This window comes from Streptomyces sp. NPDC002265 (assembly GCF_040296125.1).
Lineage (GTDB): Bacteria > Actinomycetota > Actinomycetes > Streptomycetales > Streptomycetaceae > Streptomyces.
In genome coordinates, this window is record NZ_JBEOWS010000475.1 from 1 (window position 1) to 5,958 (window position 5,958).

At 70.5% G+C, this 5,958-nt stretch carries 6 protein-coding genes; all 6 read left to right on the top strand.

All coding sequences use genetic code 11. From position 1 onward, the window contains the following. The coding region (locus ABT085_RS42865) for a hypothetical protein (RefSeq protein WP_351621569.1) at nt 1-275 on the top strand (275 nt) is incomplete at its 5' end. Next, nucleotides 268-1,794: a terminase large subunit domain-containing protein gene (locus ABT085_RS42870; protein WP_351621572.1), complete on the top strand. Its 1,527-nt coding sequence runs from the start codon at nt 268-270 to the stop codon at nt 1,792-1,794. The genes ABT085_RS42865 and ABT085_RS42870, both read left to right, overlap by 8 nt. Beyond that, complete coding sequence (locus ABT085_RS42875; RefSeq protein WP_351621574.1) at nt 1,776-1,955, top strand: hypothetical protein; 180 nt, start codon at nt 1,776-1,778, stop codon at nt 1,953-1,955. The genes ABT085_RS42870 and ABT085_RS42875 overlap by 19 nt, the downstream gene beginning before the upstream one ends. Then, nucleotides 1,952-3,307 carry a phage portal protein gene (locus ABT085_RS42880; protein WP_351621576.1) on the top strand — a complete coding sequence of 452 codons (1,356 nt, stop codon included), beginning with the start codon at nt 1,952-1,954 and terminating at the stop codon, nt 3,305-3,307. The genes ABT085_RS42875 and ABT085_RS42880 overlap by 4 nt, the downstream gene beginning before the upstream one ends. After that, nucleotides 3,307-4,365, top strand: coding sequence for an HK97 family phage prohead protease (locus ABT085_RS42885; RefSeq protein ID WP_351621579.1), 1,059 nt, complete (start codon nt 3,307-3,309; stop codon nt 4,363-4,365). The genes ABT085_RS42880 and ABT085_RS42885 overlap by 1 nt, the downstream gene beginning before the upstream one ends. Beyond that, the gene (locus ABT085_RS42890) at nt 4,365-5,837 is read left to right on the top strand and encodes a phage major capsid protein (protein WP_351621582.1); all 1,473 of its coding nucleotides are present in this window, start codon (nt 4,365-4,367) and stop codon (nt 5,835-5,837) included. The genes ABT085_RS42885 and ABT085_RS42890 overlap by 1 nt, the downstream gene beginning before the upstream one ends. Nucleotides 5,838-5,958: the final 121 nt, after the last annotated feature.

The window sequence follows — 5,958 nt, forward strand, 5'->3', positions numbered from 1 at the left end:
TCATGACTGTCGCCGACAAGATCGCCGAGGAGCTTGACGCTCTTCACGCCGAAGAGACGTCGCCCGGAATGGCGGCCGTCGTCCTCGACCTCGCCAGGGCGATCGACTCCACCGACGTTCCCGGGGCGAAGGCCGCGGCCGCTCATCAAATCCGGTCGATCATGACCGATCTCCGGAGGCTGGCCCCGATCGAAGCGCAGGGGGACGCGGTTGATGACATTGCTGAGCAGCGAGCGAAGCGCCGAGCCGCAGCACGCGAGCAGGCCAGTGGCTGACGGCCCCCTGTACGGCTGGCAGCAGCCCCCGATCCAGACCGCGCCGCCGTCGGTGTCCAGCGCCGGGCAGGAAGCCATCGACCTCGCGGCCAAAGCCGGTCTGGAACTGGACCCGTGGCAGCAACACGTGCTCCGCGTCGGGATGGCGGAGAAGGCGGACGGCACCTGGGCGTCGTTCGAAGTGGCGGTCTGCGTGCCGCGCCAGAACGGCAAGGGCGCGATCATCGAGGCCCGCGAGCTGTGGGGCCTGTTCATCGGCGGCGAGGAACTGATCCTGCACTCGGCACACGAGTTCAAGACCGCCAAAAATGCTTTCCGACGGATCGAGCGCCTCATCCGTGGATGCCCTGACCTGCACAAACGCGTCAAGCGGTACTGGCAGACCACGGGCGAGGAAAGCATCGAGCTGCACTCCGGACAGATGCTCCGGTTCATCGCCCGCAGCAAGGGCAGCGGCCGCGGGTTCAGCGGCCACGCGAACATGATGGACGAGGACATGATCCTCGGGGACAACGAGATGGACGCGCTGCTGCCGACGATGGCCGCCATCGACGACCCGCAGATCTGGTACCTCGGCAGCGCAGGCGTCGGCGCGCCCTCCGTACAGCTGGGGCGCCTGCGGCGCCGCGCGCTCGCCGCGATCGAGGTGGGCGTTCCTGACCCGTCTCTGGCGTACATGGAGTGGTCGGCGGATCTGCACGTCAAAGAGTGCCCGAAGGACTGCGACAAGCACGACGACCGGGCGGCCGACGAGACCGTCCGGAAGGCCAACCCGGCGCTGGGCTACCGGCTGACGCTGGCGAAGGTCGCCAACGAGCGGGCGACGCTGTCGGCCGACGGGTACGCGCGGGAGAGGCTCGGCGTGGGTGAGTACCCGTCCGATGAAGCGGACGCCTGGCAGGTCATCGGCAAGGACGTCTGGGAGGCCCTGGCGGACGACGAGAGCCAGCCGTCGGACCCGGTGTCGTTCGCCATCGACGTGACCCCCGAACGCTCCCACGCCTCCATCTGCGTGGCTGGCCACTTCGGCGACGGCGTGCACGTCGAGGTCGTGGACAACCGGCCCGGTACCGGATGGGTCCCCGATCGGATCCGGGACCTGGTGAAGAAGTGGGGTCCGCGCTGCGTGGTCATCGACCCGGGCAGTCCGGCCGGGTCGCTCATCACCGACGTGACCGACGCGCTGAAGGTCGACCCGGACGAAGAGGTCCAGGAGGACGAGGAGCCCGAGCTGCTGGCGCCGCTGGTGCAGATGAAGACCAGGGACGTGGTGCAGAGCGTCGGCCAGTTCTTCGACGCTGTGGCGTCCGGTCGGATCTCGCATCTCGACAACGCGCCGCTGGCGACGGCCCTGGCGGGCGCCAGGAAACGGGAGCTGGGCGAGGCGTGGGCGTGGGCCCGGAAAGGCGTCGGCGTGGACATCACGCCGCTCGTCGGTGTCACGCAAGCGCGGTGGGGCCTCTTCGTCGAGATCGAGGAGCCGGAGGAGGAGGTGGAACCGTGGGCCGAATTCGGCTGACGCGCGCGGCCCGTGCGCGGGCGGGAGTCATGGCGGGCGGCGCCATGGTGGCGGCCGGCGCCGGGCTGAGCCTCGGGCTCGCCCTGGGCCTGGTCGTTGGCGGGGCCCTACTGGTGACGTACTGCCTGCTCGTGGCTGATATGGACGGGGGCGGCCCGTGACGAGCCTCTGGCAGCGATCCCGCAGGAGCCGGTCATCGACCCGGGACCTTGCGACGATCGACGACTACATGGCCGCCCTCCAGCAGTCCCTGGGCTACGGCGGGTTCTCCCCTTTGGGCATCACCCAGTCGCAGCCCGGCCAGGCCGCGGAGAAGGCCCCGACGGACCTGACTGGCTACGCACAGCTCTTCGCGACGAACCCGGTGATCTGGGCGTGCATGGTGGCCCGCATGTCCGTGTTCTCCGCGCCGCGGTTCACGTGGCAAAGGCTGAACAACGGCACGCCGTCGGAGATGTTCGGAACGGCCGAGCTGCGGCTACTGGAGGCGCCCTGGCCGGGCGGGACGACGCAGGACCTGCTCAACCGGGTCCTCCAGGATGCCGACCTGGCGGGCAACAGCTACTGGACGCGGCAGGGCGACGAGGCCGTGCGGCTGCGGCCCGACTGGACGCAGATCGTCCTGGAGCGGCGTCGGCACCTGCAGGGCGGTGACCTGGGATGGCGCCGGTACGGCTACCTGTACCAGGAGCCGGGCTGCGACCCGGTGTTCCTGTGGCCGGAGGAAGTCGCGCACTTCGCGCCGACCCCGGACCCGCTGGCGACGTTCCGCGGTATGTCGTGGCTGACCCCGGTGATCCGCGAGGTGCAGAACGACAACCTGATGGCCCGCCACAAGCGCCAGTTCTTCGAGAACGCTGCCACTCCGAACCTGGTGGTGCGGCTCGCACGCGAGGTCACCCCGGAGGCCTTCGCGAAGTTCAAAGCCAAGATGGAAGCCGGGCACCGCGGCGTCGAGAACGCCTACAAGACGCTCTACCTGGGCGGCGGTGCCGACGTGTCCGTGGTCGGCTCCAACTTCGAGCAGATGGACTTCAGCGCCGTGCAGGGCGCCGGCGAGACCCGCATCGCGTCGGCGGCCGGTGTGCCCCCGATCATCGTGGGCCTGTCCGAAGGCCTGAAGGCAGCGACCTACAGCAACTACGGCCAGGCCAGGCGCAGGTTCGCCGACGGCACGATCCATCCCCTGTGGCAGAACGCCGCCGGATCTTTCGCCCCGCTGGTCACCCCGCCGGGCGGCGGCGGGTCGGGAGCCGTGCGGCTCTGGTACGACGCGCGCAACGTGCCGTTCCTGCGGGAGGACGCCAAGGACGCCGCCGAGATCCAGGGCGTGCAGTCCCGCACGATCCGCACCCTCGTAGATGCCGGATACACCCCAGAGTCCGTCATGGCCGCCGTGACCGCCAGCGACTGGAGCCTGCTCGTGCACACCGGCCTGTTCTCCGTGCAGCTGCAAGCGCCCGGGACCCAGTCGTCGACCGCACCGCCCGAACTCACCCAAGGGGGTTCCTGATGCCCGCCCTGTCCGCCGTGACGCGCGATCTGGAGAGGTCGGCGCCGTTCCAGCTGATGCGCGCCGAAGGCGACGAGGAGGGCGACGGCCGGACCCTGTCCGGGTACGCAGCGCTCTTCGGCCAGCCCACCGAAATCAACAGCTGGGAGGGCGCCTTCACGGAGACGATCCGCAAAGGCGCCTTCAGGAAGACCATCCGCGAGCAGACCCCGGTCATGCAGTTCGACCACGGCCGGCACCCGCTCATCGGCTCCATCCCGATCGGCTCCATCGTCGACCTCCGCGAGGACGACCAGGGCCTCTACGTCGAGGGCCGCATCACCGACAACTGGCTGATGCAGCCGGTCCGGGACGCCATCGCCGAGCAGTCCGTGAACGGCATGAGCTTCCGGTTCGAGGTCGTCCGCGAGGAGTGGCGCGACGTCAACGGCAAACTGGTCAAGCCCGAGGAGGTCTACGACCTGCTCTGGATGCCCGGCGACCGCGGCCCCCTCCAGCGCGAGCTCATCGAGCTGAAGTGCCGCGAGCTCGGCCCCGTCGTCTTCCCGGCCTACGCGGGCACCAGCGTGTCCGTGCGCGCCCGGGACGTCGCCGACGGCCTGGCCCTCGACGACGAGATGACCCGCCGCATCCGCCACTCACTCGCCCGCGACGCGGCTGCCCCGGCCGTACCGGACGACCCGGAGCTCCGCCGCGAGGTCGCCACCGCGCTGCTCTACCAGCGGTCCGGCGACCCTCTCGGAGGACGGCAGATCGTCGTTGACCTCCAGGGCGTAGACCAAGACCCGGCCGCGATCGCACGCGCCGTGCAGATCGCCATCCGCCGAAGCCAACCGGTCGCGCCGCCCGCCAGCGGGCACCCGGCCCCGACACCCACACGAGGCGCGCCGCTCGATCCAGAGCACCCGCCGACCCCGAGCACCACTGACGCGCCGCCCGCCGATGGGCACCCGTCGCCGACCGAACGCACCGTCCGCATGCGCTCCCAGCTCGCCGAGATCGGCGAGCTGATGGACGGCGTGCTGGCGTCCATCGACACCCCGAAGGAGACCGGCTGATGCCCAAGCTTCAGCTTTCCCACGGCCAGGCGGTCATCCGCCTGCGCGACATCCGCGCCCAGCTCGAAGAGCTGGAGAAGCGCGACAGCCTCACTGCCGAGGACGAGCAGACCTTCGACGAGCTCACCCGCGAGTTCGCCGAGGTCGACGACCACCGCCGCCAGCTGGAGCGCCGCAGCGCGCTGGAGCGGGTCCGGGCCGCGACCCAGGCGACCGACCGGGCGCCGGCCGCGCTCGCTGTCGAGCCGGGCACGCCGGTCAACAGCCGCGACTCCTACGACCGCGACCCGATCCTGAACCCGGACTCCGTCGAGGACATGCGGTTCCGCAACCCGTGGGACCTGTCCGAGGTGCGGACCTTCGCCCGGTCCAAGGGGCAGATCGGGCAGGAGCTGCGGGCGCGGGCCCTCAGCGCCGTGGAGAGGATGGGCGGCGCCAACGACCGCGTGCGGCAGACCGCGACGCAGATCATCGAGCGGTGGGACGACGCCGACTCGCGGATCGCCCGCATGTGCCTGGCGACCTCGTCGCCGGAGTACCTGCGCGGCTGGGCCAAGGTCGCGACCGGCCGAGGGCACATGATCACCGTCGAGGAGCAGCAGGCGCTGGAGCGCGCCATGTCGCTCACCGACAGCCAGGGCGGCTACCTGGTGCCGTTCCAGCTCGACCCCACCGTGATCATCACGGCGAACGGGTCGCTCAACCAGATCCGTCAGGTCGCCCGCCAGGTCGTTGCCACCGGAGACGTGTGGAACGGCGTGTCGGCAGGTTCGGTGACCTGGTCGTTCGCGGCCGAGGGAACCGAGGCGAGCGACAACGCGCCCACGTTCGCGCAGCCCACCGTCCAGCTCTACAAGGCTCAGGGCTTCGTCCCGATCAGCATCGAGGCGATGGAGGACGAGGCGAACGCCACCCAGGAGGTGGCGCGCCTGCTCGCCTTCGGGCGGGACGAGCTGGAGGCCACGAAGTTCATCTCGGGCTCCGGCTCGGGCGAGCCGTTCGGCATCGTCACGGCCCTTACCGGCACCAGCTCGGAGCTCACGCAGGGCACCAACACGCTGCCGATCACGTCCATCTACGGCCTCGACAACGGCCTGCCCGCCCGCTACCGGATGGGTGCCTCCTGGCTCGGCCACCGCAGCATCTACAACGTGGTGCGGCAGTTCGACACCGCGGGCGGCGCCGGCATGTGGGTGCAGCTGCAGGGCGACCAGCCCTCCCAGCTGCTCGGCCGGAACAGCTACGAGGCGGAGGCGATGACCAGCACGGTCACCACCGGCTCCCGGAACCTGGTCTACGGCGACTTCTCGAACTACGTGATCGCCGACCGGATCGGCATGACCGTGGAGTTCATCCAGCACCTGGTCGGTGCCAACCGCAGGCCGACCGGCCAGCGCGGCTGGTACGCGTACTACCGCGTCGGCGCCGACAGCGTGAACGACGGCGCGTTCCGCATGAACAAGGTCGGCTGACAGCCGGGCGAGCTGTGGCGGGGGCCAGAGGTACTCCTCTGGCCCCCGCCCCGGTGACGAGGGGGGGGCCGCCAGGCCCGGGGCGGCTTAAACCCCATGGGGGACCGGGCCCCGCCGGGCC

Bases quoted from the DNA above. Each gene is read 5' to 3' on its own strand.
- ABT085_RS42885 (WP_351621579.1), top strand. From the start codon at position 3,307: ATGCCCGCCCTGTCCGCCGTGACGCGCGATCTGGAGAGGTCGGCGCCG.
- ABT085_RS42890 (WP_351621582.1), top strand. From the start codon at position 4,365: ATGCCCAAGCTTCAGCTTTCCCACGGCCAGGCGGTCATCCGCCTGCGC.